This is a genomic window from Chryseobacterium sp. POE27 (assembly GCF_039727685.1).
Taxonomy (GTDB): Bacteria; Bacteroidota; Bacteroidia; order Flavobacteriales; family Weeksellaceae; genus Chryseobacterium.
Genome location: NZ_CP152475.1, coordinates 1,574,426 through 1,592,933 on the forward strand (window position 1 = coordinate 1,574,426; position 18,508 = coordinate 1,592,933).

Genomic DNA, 18,508 nt, shown 5'->3' on the forward strand with positions numbered 1-18,508 from the left:
CAAAGCACAAATCTCTTTTAATAATCCGTACTAAACAATCAATATAAATATATCTTACTAAGCTATATACAAATAAATAACTACCTTCTTCGGACAACATTCTGAAAATTATCTAAGTAAATATTCTCTTTTTGGTTTAATACTTTATCTATAAAATCTACTGTTGTTAAATTGTTATATAAAACTGTATTTTCCCTCGCTCTTTCTCTCACATAATTTCTATTTTCATTCGCTTTAAGCTGTTCCTCTTTTTCTATTCTGTATTGAACTACTAAATTTTCTCTAACTGCTGGAAGCTCTTCCAGCTTTTTATCCAGTTCCGCAATTTTATCTTCAGTCATTTTGGTTTGATATTCAATTTGAGTAACATCTATTCCTTTCTGAGCTAAATTTTCAATTACTTCTTGTACTTGAACTTTATGAAGTTCAATTGTTTTTTGATATGATGGTAATTGGGTTGCCCAATATTCAGCATTTGCATCGCCATTTTTCGAATAGCCTTCAATTCTATTATATGAATGCTCGGCTTGGGTTACCAATTCTTTTACTTTCAAAACATCTTCATATTTTCTCAGAACAAATGCACTATCGGCCAAATGTTTATTTTTTTCACTTTCAATCTTCTTTTTAATGAGTTCGATTTCGATATTGGCTCTGGTTTCGGGATTGGTAATGATGGAGGTTTTTAATTCTTGAGTCCTGATGTCTGAAATATCCAAAACATCGGCTCCTTTTTTCATTGCTTCTAAATATCTTGCCTGTTTGGATTGCAGTTTTTGAAGCATAAACACATCAATACTGTCATTGGTCAGCATAAAATTAACCCGCACATTTTCGTTCTTGTTTCCTTGCCTCCAGGCTCGTCCTTCCACTTGTCGGAGTGACGTAAAATTATATGGCAACGTAAGCATATAAACATCGGTTGTGTTTTCCTGAAGGTTCATTCCTTCCTGAATGGCTTCACTTCCAATAACTACTTTTATTTTTCCTTCATTAAAATCATTTTGAATAGAAATTCTTTGGTTTTTATTGGTCGCCCCGGTAATGATTCCGATTTCTTCGGGTTTGTAACCAATTTCTGTTATGAGATATTCTTTTATTTTTGGAAACTGAGCAACTGCTAATTCAGAATACACAATTTGTCCTGAGTCAGGAAGATCTTTTTTGTTCTGCCTTATCAAATCCATCGTGTCTTTTAACTTCGGAGAATTTTCTATGAATTTTTTTATTGAAGGTTCTTCGCCATCATAAAATGGCGATAAATACGGTGAAATAGCAATCAATCTGGCATTGAGAATATGTGTTAAAATTGCTCCTTTTTCAGTCTCACTGAAATTTTCATTGAGCAGCTCATACTGTTCTCTTGTGAGATCATTCTGTTCAATTTTATATTCTTTGTTAATTTTGTTGGGACGAATTAATTCAGGATTGTCTTCTTCTCCTTTTATATCAATGAATTCCGAAAGTAATTGTTGAAACAGCGAATTATTTTTAAATCTCCGAACGTTGGCTTTAAATTTCACATCACCCTTTGCATCAATTTCCATATCATTATCCGCTTCCATAAAGGTCTCGAAGAAAGTATTGACGTTGAAATATCCCGATTCTTCTAATCTTTTATTTGCTATTAAAGAAAGAATGGAATAATATTCCAAAGGCTTGTTGGTAAAAGGCGTTGCGGAAAGCAAGGTCACATTTCTTCCGTCGTTTTTGTCTTGAATGTACTGAGCTGCCATCCAGGTATTGATTCCCAGTTTGGAAGTCTGTTGGTTTTGACTTCTAAAATCGGACGCAAATCTTCGGTCCTCAATTTTTACTTTTCCTACAATATGATTGGCATTGTGAACTTCGTCGTAAGTCAAATGGTCGAATCCAAAATCTTCCCAGTCATAGATTTTACCACGCTTCATTTTTCCCTCAATCTCCTTTTCTTTCTGAAACTCAATTTGGAGGTCTCTTTCGGTATTGGTAACGCCCTTCATTTCACTTGCAGAGATGTAACTGAATTTTGACGAAAGTTCTTCGGTTATTTCTGATGAAAATCCAATATTGTTAAAACCTTCATAAGTAACGATGGTTATTTCTCCGTCTTTATTATCAAATTTTGAAAGGTCATAATCTTTCCCCAAATTCCCTAAAACATTAACTTTCGCGTTGGGAATCGTTTCAAAAATCGTTTCCACCCATTGTTTCATAATGCTGTCATTCGGAACTACGATGATTGGTCTTTTCGCATTTCCTCTTTCCATTGCTTCGTGCATTGAAAGGATTCCGGACAATGTTTTTCCATAACCCACTTCGTGCGCTAAAAGTCCTACGCCTTTTGTGGTCTGTCTTCCGATTCCCGCCTTCTGAACCTCTGCTAATCTAAATTCCTTTCCTTTGAAATTCTTATGAATCTTTGAAAACAATGGGAATTTAGAATAATCCGGAACGTGGATGTTATTGTAATTGCGGTTAAAATCTTTTACAAAACGAGTTCTAATGTCATCTGATAATTCTTCACGTACAAATTTGTAAAACAAATCATTCGCAGCAGCTTTTCGTCTTTCTCTGACTAACGCATTTCGCTCTTTATCGCTTCCTGTAACCGTTTCATTATCTACAAAGCTTCGCACTTCCCAAGCTGAAGAACCCGCAAAGGCTTCACTTGACAAAGTGCCTACAAAGTCTTTGAATCTTTCCGCAAGATTGTAATCTACAATGACTGATTCGGTACGTTTTGTAATATGATTATATTGGTCTTTTTCTATTTGGCCTAACTCAAATTTGTGCACGAACTCGTGGTTCGGACTGATATAAATTTCATCTAAAGATTTCGCTTTTGGTAGAACATTTTCTAATAATGCTTTTTGTTTTTCGTACTGATTTTCCGTTCCACCAACAGCATTTTTATCTGCAAAATCTTTTTCGAGCTGCTCTAACTTCGCATAAATATTTCCTTCTGCATAATAAAAATCGTGAATCCAAACTCCATCAGAATAATTTGAAAATTTGGAATGTTTTTCGTGATTGTTGAGCGTTCCATCGTAAGATGTATCTCTGAATGCTTCAATTTGTTCTTTCGTAATGTTTGAACTATTTTGCAAGGAAGTATTTACAATTTCATCCTGTTTGGAGAATTGATATTTTAAAATTCCTTTCTTTATGGAAGGCTCCGTTTGGACTTTATATTCCTTCTCAGTTCTCGTATTGTGAATAGAAATTATTCTATCACTTTTTTCTATCAATTCTTTTAATTTTTCTTCTGAAAACGATGCTGGTTTTGTGATTAAATCTTCGCGCAGTTTTTCATACTTTCTTATTTCAGTCGTAATGGTGGGAGATTTAAACTTGATGTTATTGAGTTTAGAAAGTACCAATTCAATTTTTTCTTGAGTTTCTGTTAAATTCAACTCATCTATTTTCTCCGCAATAATTTCTTTTTTTACAGGAACTTTTGTAACAGAATTGGACTCAGTATTTTCTAAAAACAAATCTTCAAAAAGATTTCCGATTCTCTCGGTTTCTTTTTTATTTTTAAATTGTTCAATCTTAAAGAGAGCTTCATCCAAATTTCCGTGGATATAATTTTCCAAACGCCCAAAACGATTGGTTTTCTCACGGTTTTCCCCGAGAACTCTTGTGTGATTATTTTCAAAATATTTGGAAATATCCGCAGAAATCTGGTGATTGTTTTTTTTGAGAATGATAATATCCGTTCCGATTTGTGTTCCTGCAAAAGCGCCATTGGGTAAACGGAAACCTTCCAAAACACTAGCATTCTGTAAATTCTTTTGTCGGTTGAGCCAACCTGATGGAAGAACCATCGCCAAAACGCCGTTGGGTTTCAAAGAATCTAATGACCGTTTAACAAAATAATCTTCGTATTTTGAAATTTTAGGTTCTTCGCCTAATCCTTTGTAAAGCCCACGATGTTCGCCATAAGGCGGATTTCCGATGACCAAATCATATCTTTCTGAAAAATCTTTTGAGTCTTTTTTATTACCTCTGTCATCAATAAATTCAGTTTCAAACGAACGAAGGTTGATCTCGACTTCGGGATGTAGAATTTTTGCAATTTTCGCCGTGGTTTCGTTGATTTCAAAGCCTGTAATTTTAGAATTTACAGATAATTCGCGAGTGGCATAGATAAAATTTCCTGTACCAACGCTGGGTTCTAAAACAGAAATTTCTTTTTGAGTTTTGAAATGGTCTTTGATTAAATTGCGGACTGCATCGACAATTTTATCTTGTGTGTAATATTCATCTAAAATCCCTCTGCCTTCTTTTGCGGTTCCGCCACTTTGGAATTGATTGCAGATTTCTTTTAAATCATCCGTGACTTTCAGATTTTCTTTGAGAAGAATTCTGTTGTCATTAGAAACAAAACAAGCTGCAGAAACTACTTCCGCAACTTGTTCATTATTAAGTTTTCGCCCTTTATATTTTGAAATGAGAACATCTAGCTCTACCTTATTTGTTGAATTTTCACTTACCTCGGAAGGTCTTCTATCGGATCTTCTTCTATCGGATATAGCTCTCCCGGATACGATTCCGCCCAAGGAATATTCTCTTCCCTCATTTTTTTCATCATTTTGCGGTTGTGTTCCTCCATTGGATCCTCTTCCTCGGTTTCGGTTTCCCAAATCGCTCCGTTCTGTGCCTGCAAGTCCATTTCCAGCATTGTTGCTGCCCACTGCTTGTCCGCTTTCGTAACTTCCGTTTTGCTCGGATTGGATTTTTGAGCCAAGTTCTCCAGTGTTTTGTTCAGGTGTTCCGTTTCCCACTTGCTGAGGATCGGATGTTGTTCCGGATTCAATTGCATTGCTTTCATTTTCAGAAATTTTTGGTTCAACTAAATTAGTATTTTTATCTTGAAAATTGAGTTTATTCTCTAAATATTCGGTCAGGTCTTGATTCCCATTTTCAGAAATTTCATACAACGGACGAACGTCTTTGATATTTTTGCCATTAAATTCTGTAAGAATTTTTCTGGTTATTGCATTTCCTGTTCTGTCCCCGCTCAGACATAAAAACATTTTGCCATCATAATTCTGGTATCTATTGAGGAACTTTTTGCTATTGGAACCGGAATTTAAGGTAATAATTGTTCTATTATTGACTTGCTTGTTCAATTGAAGAAGCTCCAAGAATGAAAGCATATCCTTACTGTTTGTGAAAACAATAAGTTCCTTTTTATTTCCTTCAACTACAGAAATGTCATCATTTATCTCATTAAAAAAATCTTCATCTTTCACTTTTTTTCTGTTTTTTATGAAGTGGTTAAATTCAAAAATTTCTTTGGCTTCACTGTCCCAGTTTTTTCTTGATATTAATTGAAGCGTCACGAATATGTCCGTCTTTTTTATTGTAAGAATCAATCCTTTCGAGCCTTCCGTGGTAGTCCTTTTCCGCGTGTTTGTAAATAGAGTACGGTAAAATAGTATCCGTTGGATAAATGTAAAACCGGGTGTACATCCAAGGTGAGTTGATTTCAAATCGTTTGTATTTTTTCTTAAACAAAACCGTATCATTCAGATTTTTTCTGTTTCTGTAATTGGGGATTTTTTTCCTGAGAAAACAATGTTCCTCCTTTTTTCTTTTCAACCGAAAGCGGCTTTTGTTTCTTTATGATGTCTGACAGAATAATTTTGCCGGGATTTTCATTTTCAATAGTATAGCACAATGAATCTTTAATGAAATAAATCTGTTGGGTTATTTCGGGAGCATCAACATCCGGAATCCTTTCTATTATGGAATCTCCTGAATAATTAAGGCTTGACAAATGAAAACTTTGGATATTGTTCAGATTTTTGGAAACATCAAAATATACATTGGAGACAACATCGATTCCTCCTTTTTCGGATTTGATTTCTTTGTGGCAGGAAGTGCTTACAAAAAGAAAAAACAAGCTGGGTAGTATTAAAAGTTTTTTCATAGATATAGGGTTTAAAAAAGCGGCAGCCTAATTAATTTGACTTACCGCTGGGAAATAAATGATTGGTTGTAAGTGTTATCTATCGTTTAATACTTTGTTCTTTCACGTTATTTTTTTCGTGCTTGTTGTCTTGTTCCAAACCTTCTAAAGGCTTGTTGGTATTGATTCTGTTCATATCAGAATCATACAGATTCAGATTTTTGTATTGCGGATTCAGCACCGCTTTGCCTTCTATTACTTTATCATCCAATTCAAATTTTACCTTCACGATATTTCCTTTTTCCAAAGATTTTATGGTACTTTCCTTCCATTCCGGCTTATCGAAGATCAGTTTGGATTTTTCTACGATCTGAGCCGTATCAACTCCATAATTTTTGTAAAAATTCTGGAAATTGTAATTTCCTTTTTCGGTTTTGGGTTCGTTAAAATTCAGTTTGGCAAATGCAGGTTCTATTTTTTCTGTTTTCGGATTGTGAAATTGTATTTTTACCGTACGCCCTTCCAAAAGGTTGACTGCTTCTTTAGCAGTAAATGTATTCACCCTGTTAACAGGAAAATTGTGGGAGATAACGTCGCCATTTGCTTTAGTGAGTTTAGCATTATAAAAATTCATAAAGACACTTCCATTTTCTATCTTATTGAATTTTAACGTGAATTCCATTTCATTTCCGGGCATCGTTTTGTCGGAAGTGGTTTTAATTTCGAACTCTTTTTCGGGAGCATTAATTCCGTTTTCTAAATCTTTGTGCAGTTGTTCTCCTTCTCCGAAACCAAGATATTTTAATTGAAATTTCGGATACTGAGATGGTTCATATTCGTTCTGTGTTTCCATAATGTTTGGGGTTTGATTGTTAAATTTTATATCATTCATTGTTAATATTCTGTTTCTTGAAAAAACATTTTCATCCAGATAATTTTTTAGAATTTCACCGCTATCCAATAATTCGTAGGATTCCCCATATAGCTGTTTTTCCAATAGGCCGAAAGCCAATTCGTATTTGTCATTTTTTGACAACGTATGACCATCAATAACATTTGGGATTGTGTCCATTTGTGCCTTTGTAAGAGAATAATCTCCATCTGTTGTTCCGAATTCCATTTTCTCTGAATAAGCTTTTCTTTGGCTCGCTGTGATCTGCAAGTTCTCCAGTATGAATTCGTTTTCTTTCATAAAGATCCTGTATTTGAGAATATCATTTTTTTCCTCTTCGGAAAGTTTCGGATAAAGATTATTTTGCACCGCTTTTGCTTTTAAGTCGTTTTCGACATAGCTTTTGAATTCGTTCAAACTTTTTGGAGCATCATAAAAATCTCTCATACCTGTCCATTCTCGCCGACCGTACGGTAATGTATATTCCTGAGTTTGCAGATCATAGCTGTAATACCTATGACCGCTTGGACTCTTCAGCGAGCCACTCCCATCATCGTAATCGTTCCAGGTCCAGCCGTCCGGAAGGTCAGATGCAGGGGTTAAATTTTCTTCAAAGCCTTCATCTGAAAAAAAGTCTGCATTTTCTTCCAGATCAGTCATTTCAATTTGATGAACCCCTTCTAATGATAACTTTACAGCTTCAACTTCATAATTTCGATAATGATGAGCTTGCTTTTCATCAATTTGCGTATAGGTCAATCCGGAACTTAAATCAGTTTTTTTCTCCAATTCCTGAGCCCAGAGATCAGAGAGAAATTTCTGTTTTATGGACTCATTACTTATAGCAATTTCAGTAGACTCCCTGTTATTTTGCAAAATCAAATGTTTATTGGCTAGTTGCTGCTTTTCAATAAATCTGACTAATTCAGCGGTAGTATTAAATTTATCCTCAATAGGGAAACCCTGATTTGAATTGAAAAATGTTTTCAATGTAAAATTTGAACCTTGAATAAATTCTTTTCCCTTAGATTGATGAATTGCCATAAACTTTTTCTCTCTATCGGTAAACAGCCTCTCTCCGTCCCGAAAAAACTGTTCAGGTGAAGTGTTTTCAATTTCCTTCACAAAATTTTTATAAGCCTTCGTTCTGGGAACTATATTCTTATCAAACCAGGTTAGATTGTCTTCCATTTTTTCCACCTATTAAGCTATCTTCTAAAACCTCTTGACTTTGGTATTTCCTCGTCCTGCTCTTGGCTTTCCTCATCTCTCATTCGATTGGCATCCTGATAGACATCAGGGTCGTTCACATTTAGTTGTAAATCTGATTTTTCCTGCTTTTGAGAGTGATTTTGCTTTTCAGAGATTCCAGCAACTGTATTAAATTCTTTGGATACAATATTCAAATCATTCGTAATTTCTTTTGCCATTTCTGGGAACTGAACAATTTTATCTTGCAGAAAAGATTTAAGTTTTAGAAGTTCTGCTATGTAACGGTTAAGTTCTTCTGTATTTTTTTTATCTGCAATAATTGCGGTCAATTCTCTTGCATTTTTAATGAAATCAAATTCAACTACTTTTTCGGTCTCTTTGTCAAAAATGAAAGCTTTTTTTTCGAAACTCAGTTCATTTTCAGATTTAGAAACATTCTTGACATCAGTATATTGAATATTATTTTTACTGTTTTCGAGGATGTCAGAAATACTTTTATCTCTTTCCAAAAAGATGACCTTCAGTTTAGTATTATTATCAGTCAGCTGAAAAGTCGCCCTGTTTTTGTCGTGGTCTGCAACGATGGTATATCCTTGCAGAAATTTCTGAACATCCTCTATATTTAGCTTTTTAGAGAAAGAATTATCCTCATTAATAATTCCGTATTTTTTCAGTTCATCGGTAGGTAAGGTTATGTTATTCATTGTATGTTGCTATTAAATTGTTTACTTTTATGAGGTCATTTAAAAAATGAGAAGGATTGATGTTTTGTCCGAATTCTTTCACCGAAAAATGCAGATGTGGTCCTGTGGAGTTTCCGGTATTCCCGCTTTTTCCGATGACAAATCCAGCTTTTACTATTTCTCCAGCTCGATAATACATTTCTGAAAGATGTAGATAGGAAGTTTCGAAACGGTTAAAATGTTTTACCTTTATGAAATTCCCTCCGCCTTTAGAATCCCAACCGGTTGCTGTAACAATTCCATCCATTACAGAATAGACATTCTCATAACTGGCTTTAAGGTCGATGCCGTTGTGCGTTTTTTTTGTTCCGAAAATAGGATGAGTTCTTGTCCCATAAGAAGATGTAATGGTGATCTTGTTTTTAAGAGGCATTACAATTTTTGAAAAAGATGCTGCAGGTTCGTCTACAAAATCATACGTTGTAAAAAAGTTTTGTTTTTTTGATGCTTTCTTTGTTTCTTCTACTCTATTTTGTGCTTGCAGCATCAAAGAATCTTTCAGTTTTTCAAACTCATTTTTTCGTATTTCTTTTACACTGCTATACTCTTTAATCAGTGTTTTCAGTGAATCTATTTGACTCGTTAACCACTTCGTCGAACCTTTGGTTTCATTTTTTAAATCTGATTTTGTGGTGATATTTAAAACTTGCTTCCAAGATTTCTTAGCCTTCTTTTGTTTTACCGGATCTTCAATATTAGATTTTTCGGATACCTTTGGATTTTCAGATTTTTTCGGTATTGTTGGTGTAATCGTATTGAATTGGGCAAAGCATAAGCAGCTGTAAAACAGCGCCATCAATGTAAATGTGTATTTTAGTTTTTTCATTTTACGCAGCTTTAATATTTTCATTCACAATGAGTTCCACTTCTTTGTTGATCTTTCTAAAGTTGGTCATCAGCACTTCTTCTTTGCGGTTAACCCCTTTTTTATCTACAAAAGAGTAATAAGATGGCATTTTAACATAGTTTTTTTCTTCTTCTTGAATCGCTTTCATATCCAGGTTAATTTTACCACTAATTGCAGACGTTTTATATTCCTCAGCATCATTTTCTTCTCCCTGTGCGATCATTCCAACCATTTCTCCGGTTTTCAGAGCCGCAATTTTTCCGGCAGGAATCATATTGTCCATCTTTTCATTAATACTGGTGGTCGTCCCTTGCTGTGAAATTGATTGTGAGTATGATTTCTGTTTAATTTTCCCAAATAGTTTTTCCAACCAATCCAATGTATTTTTGTCTCTGGCAGAACCGGAAATAATATTTCCAACAATCGCAGAAATAGTATCTGCAACTTCTTTTTTGTAGAACTGTCTGAGCTGCGGAATTTCTTGTAATCCAAGCATTACAGCAACTTTATTGCTTCTTGCAGTGGCCACGATGTTATCAATTTTATGAATATAAATCGTCGGAAATTCGTCTGCGATAATTCCTCCCGGTAAATTGTGCTTGGAATTGATCAATCTTAAAGTCCTGTTTAACACCGAGGAATAAAGGGCTGAGTTAATATCCTGTGTTCCCGGATCTGATGCTAATATGATAATGGATGGATTTTCACGATCAGTAATCTTCAATTCCACTTCATCTCCCGAAAACACCCAAAAGCTTTCTTTAGTTGCCAATCGGGAAAGGAATATTTTCAAAGTTCCAATTTGTCCTTCCAGCTGATCAAACGCTTTGTTGTCATACGCCGTTTTGAAAGGCGAAAGCAAAGAGAAAATTTCTTCGTTGGTAAAAAGTGTGTCAAAAATTTCTTTATAACTGCGGTTCATAAAGGAAAGAATATGAGGCAGATCAGAATATTTTCCATTTTCAAATGTTGCAAAAAAATAAATACAGGAAGACAGAAAATTGATGGCGGATTGGGTAAAGAAAGCTTCAGAACCACCTCCGGAACTCGAACCTCCCTTCTGTAGAGATGAAACCATTGATTCTGCCATTTCCTGGGCTTCTGCTAAAGTTTGGATGTACTTTTTGTGAAATGGATTGACTCGTTTTGATTTTTCAACCTCTTTCAGATTAATGACGTGGAAATTGTAATCGTAGTCTGCTTCCTTACTTTTTTTCAACAAATAATGGTAGTATGCAATCTGTGCTAGATCAGGAAATTTAAAATCGTAGATGCAGAGACAGAAACCTTTTGCAATCATTTGTCTTATGGCAGGATTGATCACACCAAAAGATTTACCAGAACCTGGTGTTCCAATGACCATCGTTCCTCTAAAAGGATTGATGTTCATCCAACCTTTATTGCTTTTGTTTTTGTAACGGAACAAGTATGGAATATTGATTGTGACATCCGATGTTACCAATTCCTGATTTTGGTCGAAAGATTCTTCTTCAACATTCCATCGGTCTTTTCCCATTTTCTGCTGCATCAGTTTTGAAATACTATCTGCACCCATTTGAAGAATAACTGCCCCTAAAAAAGAAAGAACTGCATAGATTCCCTGATAGAGATTAAATCCGGGAAACACTCTTGGAAGTTTTTCATTTCCTGCCTCATTCTGCCAAACCAGTGAAGAAAAAATCATCAGCAATCCCAAAATCATAGGAGCAATAATCTCTTTACTAATATTAAGGTCTTTCTTTTTCTTGGCTTTTGTTCCGACAGCCACTAATCCAATCAGAATCAATGTTGCAAATTTGGCATTGATAGGGGGGTAGATAAAACTCAACTTTGAAAAATTTTTCAACAAGTTTGATACTACCGGAACATTGGCATTAAGGTAGAAAAGCGAAGCACAATCGAGTGCTACGACTGCGTACACCGCTTTTTGTAGAAAGCCATAGATCTTTATTTGGTGTTGTTGCTCTTGCATTAAGAATAATTTTCGAAATATTGATTCAGTAATTTGTGTTCTTCCAGTAAACTATCGTGTAGCTTCTGTTGCCGTTCCTGCAAATTTTTATGATGTTCCTGTATTTTAACAAGTTTGGCATTCAACAGATTCAATTTATTTATTAATTCATTTCCTCTTTTTTCGACACTCTCGATAATGTATGAGTGACCTGGCTCTTCAGATATTTTATCACACCAATCTTTAAGGTTTAACACCCTTTTATAGGCAATGATAAATTCTTTTCGTTTTTTATAAATAATAATTATAGCAACAGAATGGTAGGTAAATAGTAATATCACCAGTGCAAAACACAGCATAACTGTAAAATTTTCCATAGTCTTAATATTAAAAGGTATCTGCTTTCAGAATATCTGAATAGTTGACTTTCATTTCTATGGTGCGCCCCGAGAGCTGTTCTTCAATCAAGCGAATCATCATCACTTTACTGTTTGGGTAAGTGAATTTTTTGAAAACATAAATATTCCTGAAATTTTTTCTGAAGTGTTTCTGCGGATTGAGCTGTAAAATGGGTGTTAGATCTACACTTTGGTTATTGGTGGCTTTGTGTATTTTTTTGTCTTCCAAGGAGAATTTCAAATCCTCAATATCATAGTTCAGATTAGAATTATTCTTGATGGTCATATCTAAAAAAATATAAGCACTCATCACATAGACATTATTGAGCTGGAAGCTGAGTTTTAGATTTTTTTCTTCTCTAATCGGATTTTTTTCAGATTTTTTTCGAATAATATCCATCGAAAATTTTCTCAGTTCAAGATTAGAGAACACCATTTTATCAAATTCTACAGGCTGCATCGCTTCGGGCTGTATATGAATATTGGTAATCGTATTGAGGTTATCCTGATTTCTATGCACCACTTTATACTGTGCAATGAAAGATTGTGCGACAACGGTAATGATCCCAATAGTATTTCCATTAACAAAAACGGAAGGTATATTGATTTTTCCTTTCTCGTCAGAATCAGGATGGTCTGTGATCTTTATTCTGGCAATGTTTGTAGAAGGCAAATCTCCAGTCAGTTTTTCTGTTGACAAATCCACGTACTGAATGGGCTCAGGCGAGATAATATGCAGGTTGATGCCTTCGGTAATTTCAATCTCAGGTAAATCGGAAACAATCTGTTCTTTGGTTGCAGTTTGAGCCGTGAAAAATTGAGCTGTGAATATTAAAAGGGTGTATAATAAAGTTCTCATTGTTTTATTTTTTTTGTTGGTTTTGTGAATCTTTCAATTGATTTTCGTCGATCAAAAAGACATATGAGTTGTATTTCAGTTTTGCTTTATTTTCTTTGATCAGGTTGGCAATAGATTTAGATGTTGATGTAAACAGGCTGGATCCAATGCTTGAGAAAAATCCTTTTCCGCCCATATCCATCTGAGTTCCTTGTACTGAGTTACTTCCCATTTCCCGCATCATATCTCTGAAAACGCTTTGCGGAACGTACAATCCCTTCATCCCGTCAACATCATAAATCGAAAGATTGACAGGATAGATTTCTCCTTTTGTGAATACAGATACAATGTTGAGATTGACTCTCTGCATTGAAAATCCTGAGATTTGTCCGTATAATATCGAACCTTTGATTATTTTTTTGTTCCCGACAAAGATGTCTTCCAACAATCGGAACCTAATCCTGCTTCCAAGAAAGCCTTTGTTATTTTCGTCAATGACCGCTTTGATAAAGCTGTTTTCTTTCTCCTTATAGAAAGCATTGAAACCACTGTTGATTCCGGATTTGCTCACATTGAAAGTTGAATTAAGAAAATCTTCCATTTTCTCTTTATTGGACTTCAGTTTTTGTTCTGCTGCGAGTTTACTTTGGTACTCAGGATCACGGGATTTTTCTAAAGAATCCATCACGAGCATTTGTTCTTTCAGATATTTTACAGGGTCTGGTTGGACACTTTGTGTCTTTTCTTTTGGTGTATCTGCGTATTTATCTTCTTGGTTCCCGTAAGATTTGTCATTCAGCATTTTAATGATTTCTGAAGACCTGTTGTAATCTTTGTCATCCCTCTGTGATTGATTTGGTTTGTAATACGAGGATTGATTTTCTTTTGCCTGGTATCTGTTTTGTCTTCCGTTTTCTGCTTTTAAGGAGTCAATTTTTCTTTTTTGGTCCAGTGACAATTGGTCATCATAGTTCAATAAACTATCTTCTTCTTTATCCAAACCACCAAGCATCGTTCTGTTATCCTCTTTTTTTGAAAAAAGCATCATACGCATCATTTTTGGTCATAATGGAATCTTGCGTATCGCCGAGTGATAGTGACAATTCTTTTGGTTTATTTTTTTCAGAAGTATCTTCTTTGAGAAACTGTGCTCCTACGTAGCCGAAAAGAAAAAGAAATGGCAGAGCCAAAAGAGGCAGAACATATTTTTTTTCTTTAAAATTTATTTTTTTAATGTCCATTTTTTAATTTTTGGTATTGGTTGAACAAGTAGTCAATTCGTAAACTGTCTTCTTTTTTCAGTGCGTTTTTGTCTCTTTTCACTTTTAAAGTTTTCAGTTCTTGTACTATTTTTTCCATCTCTTTATCATTGTTGACAGATAGATTTTGACTCGACTTATTTTTAGAATAGAGAACCGGAGGTCTTATTTTAAATGCTGTTTCGGAAGGGAAAAAGATACCTTGAATTAGAGACCCTATAAATGAAACCGACAGTAGAATCATTGAATACGTGAAGAATTTCTTTGGATTTTGAACTGCCCACTGCAGCCATTTCTGACCCTTTTGTTTTAATGTAGTTTCCATTTTAGTAAGAATTTTTATTTTGATTGGACAGTTCCTCGTTATTGATGATTCGCCAGTTTTTAAGAATCACACCGTGAGGATTATTGGGACTTCTGATGATGTCTTCAAAGAAACCTTCGGTGATGAGCTTCCTCGTAATGACAGAAGATTTTCTTGTGATCATCTGCTTACCGAAAAAGCTAAATTTCTTTTGTTCCATACTAAGCGTAATCGAATCGGTATGGATACTGACCATCGAACTGGAAGCTATTATTTGATTGTAAAATCCTTTTTCCCTTAGGTTCGTATATTCCTTTTTTCCGCTGTCATCAATAAGATACAATGACTTTTGAATATTATCCTTGATATAGGTATCATCGGGAGCGAGTGTGAAAAACAATCTGTGGAATAATTCAATTTGAGCTTTATATTCAACAGGTCGGTTCAGCAGGACATCAGTCTGCTTGGCAAGAACCGGAACGCCATTGTCTAAAATGTAAATTGATTTTCTGGAATCCTCGATCATTCTGTATGCAAAGAAAAATCCGGCAATGACAATGAAAACAGCAAAAGCAATGGTGGATAAAGAAATGACCTTGTTGATCTTGATTCTTTGTTCTATATTTTTGATAAGCATCTTTATTTTAGTTGTTGGTTGATAATGTTTGGTTGTTGGTCATTCGTACAACATTTATTTTCCTTTTTTCATCGCTCTTTGAACTCTGCCTGATGCTGAACCTGCTGCTGCACTTGCTGCTACAGAAGCTCCTCCTGTTTTGGCAGCCAATATTGCTGTTTTAGCACTGCTTGCCATTTTTCCTGCTGCACTTTTCATTTTCGTCATTGCTCCCGCCCCTCCTGCAGAAACAATACTGTCTGCAATGGTTGGGGTCATTAGTACTCCGATTCCCGTAACAACATAGGCAACACAGGTGAAAAGCTGATTGTAGATCATTCCGGAGTTGCTCACATAGACCATCAAAGCGTCTAAGTTGGTAATGGTTCCATTGGATAATAAGGTATCATACCTTTCGATCTCCATTGTATAACCGGAAGCGATCAATTGCTGACCGATGTTGATGATCGTATAGGCAACAAAAGTGTAAAGATTAATGTTGATGAATTTTGATACCCAACTGTATAATGAATTTTCAAATCCGGGAATAAGAGCCATTCCAACAGCTATCGGCCCCAAAATAATTAAAATGTAAGACCATATTTTTTGAATGAAGAAAATGAGATATACACAAATCCGAAGAATGGAAAGACAACAAAATTCAATGAGTTCTGCTACTAATTTTTGCATTTGGAACTCCATTCTTATCGACCATTCCTTGATGGGCTGAATGAGTTTATCCAATCCTTCGCTGATGTCATACCACGAATCATCCGCATCTTCAGTAGTATTCTCAATGACTTCTTGTTTGGCATCTTCTTCCGCCTTTAATTTGATGACAGCATCCAGTAATTGTTGCTGCTTTTTAAATCTCTTGACCCGTAAATCATTGACTTCCGATTCTATATCGTTGAAAATTGAGATTCCGGGTTCGGCAATGGCCTCAAATGGCGCTTGAATCATACTGACAAATCCACTCCAGTAAACAAGGGTAAATCCGATAAGAATTGGTTTCAACATCGGTGTGATTTCCCATTCTCTATCTCCGGCTGCCATTTGCCAACCCATGTACCCGAGGTACATCAGAGCGCCTAAACCGCCTATTGCTTTTCCTACCAAAGCTGAACCGGCGGCGCTATCCTGCACACTGTTGTCCAGTTTTGTAAAAACTTCCATAAACCACTTTTCAAAGGCACCATCTCCCTTTAAAAATTGGAGTAGATTGCTGTAATCACCGTCTGTCTGGGCGAAACCCATAACAGGTAAAAGAATTGTTAATAAGCAAAAAGTTAATGTTATCGTTTTATTCATTTTTAAAATCGGTGTTTATAATGATTCATCAAATTTTGAACAATTTGCTGGTCTGAAGCGGGTGTCCAACCAGGTGGCAAAGCAAAATTTGAATGGTTTTTCAGAATATTCTTGTAATCTGTAAGAAGTGTTGTCTTGTTGTTGTGCTTCCTTAATTCCTGAACAAATTTTCGCCATTTGATAAGGGTTTCGTGGTACATAATGAACCTTTTTCCCCTTGGCATATCCATACTTCTGGACATTGAATATTTTTCTTTGATGAGATCCAGTTCTTCCTGAAGTCTTTTTAATGCTCCTGTTGAGCTGAGTGTTTCAAACGTTTGCAGGTCTTTCAGTCGCCACTCGATAAAATTTTGAGGTGTATCGGGAAATTCAGTAATAGGTTTTAGCATTCGTTTGTAATACAATAGCCAAAGAGGATCGGCATCGACAGTAGCGGACGTCCAATGGGCAAAATCCTGAACGCTCCTTTTATGAATGGTATCTGAAGCTGCTTTTATCTTTTTTGCTTCTTCCTCTTGAAACTTTAGCTGGGCAAACCTTTGATTTTGAACTCCTGTCGGTTTTAATGGACGAATGTCTTCCCCATCCTTATAATCCCTGTTGATTTTTGGAGCCCAAATTCCCCACACCGTTGCGTAGGCAAAATTGGTTTGGATTCCTAAAAAGTATTTTGGATATGGTCTCCAATCTCCCCAATCTTGAAAGACCATTCTTTTATGCTGGGCAACAATGGAAGGATCATTTAATCTCTTGACGCTGACTTGTCCAAACACACTGCCTGTAATCAAGATGAACTGAAATAGGCTGATTTTTTTTAGTAGATTTTCCATAATTTTTTAATTAAAGAGGTAATGGTATTTGGTGATGATGTCGCCAACAATGGCTTTGTCTATATTGATGTAATTACGAAGCACCGGAACCTGATACAGATAAGGGATTTTCTTGGCATTCTCTAATCGTAAATTGATGTACAGAATATTTCCGTTGATATTTCTGACCCTTGTAAAAATCTTTTCAATCAGCATTTCCCTATCCATTGCGTCCATTAGAAAATCTTTTTCCTCATTTAGAATGTCCTGCGTAACTTCCTGCTGAAGTTTCGTCGTCTGCTTCCCGATTTCAACATAATATTTTGAAATGAGTACCGAATATTCAGGATGCTGTGCTGATAGATCCAGCATTTTATTGGAGTTCGTTACTATTTTACCCAAATATTGATAGAGATAAATGAGTTTTTTGCTCTGGGTCAAGGCTGAATTCACATTTTTCAGTTGTTGATAGATGTATTCCTGAATCGCAATGATCTGCGTGATTTTATTGTTGATATCATCATACAATTCTTTTTGCTTTTCATAGGAATCCAGAAAAGCCTGTTCGCTTCCTAATCGAACACCGTGGTTTACGGTGATCTGTGACAGAAGTTTGTCGTTAATCACTATTTGCTGGCTTTTTACAGATGCAACAGAGAAGAAAAAAACTCCGGAAAAAAATATTTTTTTCATTTTAGAAAGATTTAATGTTATCCATGATGCTTTCAACTACTTGCTTATCCCTGTTGACATAATATTGAAAGGCTCTTTTGTTACGTTTTACCTTGGCTTTAATATCCCTTATCTTTAAAAGCATATGGGTAGAATTTCTGCTTATCGCCTTTACTTCACCCAAAGCATAGTCTAATAATACTTTACGTTCTGATTTTTCCATTTGGTTGATGGCTCCGTAAGACAAAATGATCCCGGTTACCAGCCGTGTTACCATTTGCAGATCATCAACAAACTGAACCTGAGAAGGCAAAACAGCGATAATGGAATAGGGAGCATCGTTTATTTCATTGATAATAGCAGTCTGATTGTTTGTTATTTTGGTTATTTCCCTGCTCATTGCTATTCCGGTGGGTATCGCTTGAATGGCAAATGAAACAATTCGCAATCTGTCCTGAACTTTGGTGATTTTTTCTTTAAAATTGTTCCATTGGTTTCTGTTGGCCGTTTCTACGGTGGCATTCGCAATTTGTTTTTGTCGCATTTCTTTTTGCCTGTCGTGTTCTTTCATCGTGGCATTGATTTCTATATCCATCATCGGAAATGAAACATTTTCCTGTTGCCATGCAGGGGTAGACCCACCACCGGAGGATCTCAATACCAAATAAACTAGAGGAATAAGCAAACTGACAACAATTTTATTTTTGCCACCGTAAGGTCGGCGAATCTCATTTTTCGATTTCATCATAGAAAA

General features: G+C 35.5%; 17 protein-coding genes. All 17 read right to left on the reverse strand.

Translation table 11 applies throughout. The features are described from left to right. Positions 1-80 precede the first annotated feature (80 nt). The 17 genes from AAHI02_RS07330 to AAHI02_RS07410 all read right to left on the reverse strand — a co-directional run bounded on the left by AAHI02_RS07330 (position 81) and on the right by AAHI02_RS07410 (position 18,502). Positions 81-5,330 carry a helicase-related protein gene (locus AAHI02_RS07330; protein ID WP_346986136.1) on the reverse strand — a complete coding sequence of 1,750 codons (5,250 nt, stop codon included), beginning with the start codon at positions 5,328-5,330 and terminating at the stop codon, positions 81-83. Beyond that, a complete protein-coding gene (locus AAHI02_RS07335; RefSeq protein WP_346986137.1) occupies positions 5,290-5,460 on the reverse strand; it encodes a hypothetical protein in 171 nt (56 codons plus the stop codon). Before AAHI02_RS07335 ends, AAHI02_RS07330 begins: the two co-directional genes overlap by 41 nt. A 52-nt stretch (positions 5,461-5,512) precedes the next feature. Beyond that, positions 5,513-5,920 carry a hypothetical protein gene (locus tag AAHI02_RS07340; protein WP_346986138.1) on the reverse strand — a complete coding sequence of 136 codons (408 nt, stop codon included), beginning with the start codon at positions 5,918-5,920 and terminating at the stop codon, positions 5,513-5,515. A 79-nt stretch (positions 5,921-5,999) separates the two neighbouring features. Then, positions 6,000-7,982: a hypothetical protein gene (locus AAHI02_RS07345; RefSeq protein WP_051879934.1), complete on the reverse strand. Its 1,983-nt coding sequence runs from the start codon at positions 7,980-7,982 to the stop codon at positions 6,000-6,002. A 17-nt stretch (positions 7,983-7,999) separates the two neighbouring features. Next, on the reverse strand, positions 8,000-8,707 hold the full coding sequence (locus AAHI02_RS07350) for a hypothetical protein (protein WP_034975922.1): 708 nt from the start codon (positions 8,705-8,707) through the stop codon (positions 8,000-8,002). Beyond that, complete coding sequence (locus AAHI02_RS07355) at positions 8,700-9,572, reverse strand: M23 family metallopeptidase (protein ID WP_051879935.1); 873 nt, start codon at positions 9,570-9,572, stop codon at positions 8,700-8,702. Before AAHI02_RS07355 ends, AAHI02_RS07350 begins: the two co-directional genes overlap by 8 nt. Position 9,573: 1 nt before the next feature. Next, the gene (locus AAHI02_RS07360; RefSeq protein ID WP_034975924.1) at positions 9,574-11,565 is read right to left on the reverse strand and encodes a type IV secretory system conjugative DNA transfer family protein; all 1,992 of its coding nucleotides are present in this window, start codon (positions 11,563-11,565) and stop codon (positions 9,574-9,576) included. Next, positions 11,565-11,921, reverse strand: a complete 357-nt coding sequence (locus tag AAHI02_RS07365; RefSeq protein WP_028123307.1) for a hypothetical protein — start codon at positions 11,919-11,921, stop codon at positions 11,565-11,567. The genes AAHI02_RS07360 and AAHI02_RS07365 overlap by 1 nt, the downstream gene beginning before the upstream one ends. 10 nt (positions 11,922-11,931) lie before the next feature. Beyond that, positions 11,932-12,801, reverse strand: coding sequence for a DUF4138 domain-containing protein (locus AAHI02_RS07370; RefSeq protein ID WP_028123306.1), 870 nt, complete (start codon positions 12,799-12,801; stop codon positions 11,932-11,934). Between the two features lie 4 nt (positions 12,802-12,805). Next, positions 12,806-13,828: a conjugative transposon protein TraM gene (traM, locus tag AAHI02_RS07375; RefSeq protein ID WP_346986139.1), complete on the reverse strand. Its 1,023-nt coding sequence runs from the start codon at positions 13,826-13,828 to the stop codon at positions 12,806-12,808. Continuing rightward, positions 13,800-14,021: a hypothetical protein gene (locus tag AAHI02_RS07380; protein WP_346986140.1), complete on the reverse strand. Its 222-nt coding sequence runs from the start codon at positions 14,019-14,021 to the stop codon at positions 13,800-13,802. The genes traM and AAHI02_RS07380 overlap by 29 nt, the downstream gene beginning before the upstream one ends. Next, complete coding sequence (locus tag AAHI02_RS07385; RefSeq protein WP_028123304.1) at positions 14,011-14,364, reverse strand: hypothetical protein; 354 nt, start codon at positions 14,362-14,364, stop codon at positions 14,011-14,013. Before AAHI02_RS07385 ends, AAHI02_RS07380 begins: the two co-directional genes overlap by 11 nt. A gap of 1 nt (position 14,365) precedes the next feature. Then, complete coding sequence (gene traK, locus AAHI02_RS07390; protein ID WP_034975926.1) at positions 14,366-14,980, reverse strand: conjugative transposon protein TraK; 615 nt, start codon at positions 14,978-14,980, stop codon at positions 14,366-14,368. A gap of 54 nt (positions 14,981-15,034) precedes the next feature. Further along, the gene (locus AAHI02_RS07395; protein WP_219242472.1) at positions 15,035-16,270 is read right to left on the reverse strand and encodes a hypothetical protein; all 1,236 of its coding nucleotides are present in this window, start codon (positions 16,268-16,270) and stop codon (positions 15,035-15,037) included. A 2-nt stretch (positions 16,271-16,272) separates the two neighbouring features. After that, positions 16,273-17,103 (reverse strand): hypothetical protein, encoded by an 831-nt coding sequence (locus AAHI02_RS07400; protein ID WP_346986141.1) that lies wholly within the window; start codon positions 17,101-17,103, stop codon positions 16,273-16,275. 6 nt (positions 17,104-17,109) lie between these two features. Next, positions 17,110-17,775, reverse strand: coding sequence for a hypothetical protein (locus tag AAHI02_RS07405; RefSeq protein ID WP_072410593.1), 666 nt, complete (start codon positions 17,773-17,775; stop codon positions 17,110-17,112). 1 nt (position 17,776) lies between these two features. Next, on the reverse strand, positions 17,777-18,502 hold the full coding sequence (locus AAHI02_RS07410; RefSeq protein WP_228400878.1) for a hypothetical protein: 726 nt from the start codon (positions 18,500-18,502) through the stop codon (positions 17,777-17,779). Positions 18,503-18,508: the final 6 nt, after the last annotated feature.